This window comes from Nonomuraea sp. H19, assembly GCF_052068215.1.
Lineage (GTDB): Bacteria > Actinomycetota > Actinomycetes > Streptosporangiales > Streptosporangiaceae > Nonomuraea.
In genome coordinates, this window is sequence record NZ_JBQHCV010000104.1 from 1 (window position 1) to 1,977 (window position 1,977).

Genomic DNA, 1,977 nt, shown 5'->3' on the forward strand with positions numbered 1-1,977 from the left:
CCCGCTACCACGACGTTCACATCCGACCGCCACCACACCAGCCTCATCTACCTGCGGAAACAGGATGGCGCTCTCTCATTGGATGCCGTTGTCTTCCAGCGTCGAGTCGAAGGCGCCTTGGTCAATGAGCTGATCGAGCAAGTGGGTTAGTTCAATCGGGTCCTCGGCCTCCAGGGAGGAGTAAATTACGCGACCGTCATCGACATTAGCCTCGATCTTTCTCGACCTTGAGTTGGTCGGCTGGGGGTCGATTTTCTCGCTGTGGTCAGCGTGGATGCCCGGCTGTCGCGCCGGGTGGGCGGGGTTCCACGGGCCCGCGGGGTTTCCTTTCCTGGTCGTGGGGCGGGTTGGTGCTGGTCAGGTTGGTGCCGGCAGGGCGTGCAGGCGTGCCAGGGCAGTAAGGATCTGGCCGGCCCAGGGCCATCGCGTGGGGATGCGGAGACGTAGGCGGCGGCCTCCGTGCACCAGGCGGCCGGCGACGGCGAGCAGGCGGAGCCGCAGGCGTTTGGGCTCGTAGCGGCGGGCGTCGGTGTCGTGCAGGGCGAGCTTTTGCATCCACGCGAGCAGTTCGCAGGCCAGGGCGACGATCTCGAGCCAGATCTGGTTTTGGGTGAAGTCGTGCAGGGGCAGGTTGCGCAGGCCGGTGTCTTTGGCAGCGCGGATGCGGTCTTCGGCGCGGGCGCGGCGGCGGTGACGTAGTTCCAGATCGGCGAGCTGGCAGCCTGGGGTGCCAGTGACGAAGCAGGTGAAGCGGTGTCCGTCGAGGTCGGTGAAGCGCAGTTGGGCGCCGGGGTGCGGGCGTTCTTTGCGGACGATGACGCGCATGCCCTTGGGCCAGCTGGTCAGGTTGAGCAGGCCGGTGAGTTCGGCAACCCAGGCGCCGGGCCGCGGTTGGCGGTCGGTGTTGTAGGCGGGGGTCCAGGCGGTGGCGGGCAGTTTGAGGATGGCGGCGGCGATGTCGTCGGTGATGGTGAAGCCGATGGAGTACTTCAGCCAGCGTCCGGGGCGGGTGAGCCAGTTCAGGAATTCATGGGTGCCGCCGCCGGAGTCGGTGCGGATGAGGACGTTGCGTCGCTGGGCGCGCGGTAGCTGGGGTAGGGCGAGCCGGGTGGTCTCGATGTGGTCGGCGGCGGTGTTGGAGCCAGCGTTGCCGGGCCGCAGCAGCAGGGTCAGCGGTTCGCCGCCGCCGCCGCCGCCGTCGTCGTCGTCGCCGCCGTGATGGTCGGCGAAGGCGGTCATCGGGTGGAAGCCCTAGCTTTTCTTCCAGGTCGGTGCTGCGTGCTGCTTGTTGGAGTGAGAGATCACAATGGTGGCGTCGAGGTCGACGATCACGGGCTGGCCGTCGGTTCCGGGGGCGTGATGACCGGCCAGCTGCCAAGCGCGTTCACGTGCGGTGGCGCGGGCGGCGCGGATGGCCTTCAGCGCGCGGGCCTCATCGGCGGCGAGCCGGTCGATCAGGCGTGAGACGGTCGGGTCGGAGGCGACGGGGCCGAACAGTTCGGGCTGGGAGCGCAGCATGGCGATGTCGGCCAGGCAGTCTCCGCCGAGCGCCAGGGTGAGGGCCAGATCAGTGATGATCTTTGCGGGGTCGTGGACGGCGCGGCTGGGCCGCCACCGCTCCAGCCGCTCGGATAGGGCTTTTCCCAGTCCGGTGATGCGCAGCGTCTGCACCAGCAGCAGACCCCCGCTGTGTGAGACCAGCCCACGGCCGTCGGCGGACACAGTGATCTTGCTGCGGGAAGCGGTAGAATTCACTCGGAAAGTGCCTTCTGATCTGGGGTGGACGGGGCCTTAAACAAGTCCGATCCTCCCAGCTCAAGGGCACTTTTCTTATGTGAACGATCAGGTCGGCTCAAATTCGCCGTGAAAGCCGCAGGTTAACCGGCGAGGTGCCGACGTTTCCGTCGTCTCCGGTGTTCACGTACGGAAACGTGCCCTGCCAGATGTTGCACCGGTGCCGTCCGCGCGGCGTCAGCT

The 1,977-nt window shown here is 67.1% G+C and carries 1 pseudogene; it reads right to left on the reverse strand.

The window, feature by feature from the left end:
• Positions 1–357: 357 nt before the first annotated feature.
• Positions 358–1,755: pseudogene (locus ACTMTI_RS56730) on the reverse strand (IS1380 family transposase).
• Between the last annotated feature and the right edge of the window lie 222 nt (positions 1,756–1,977).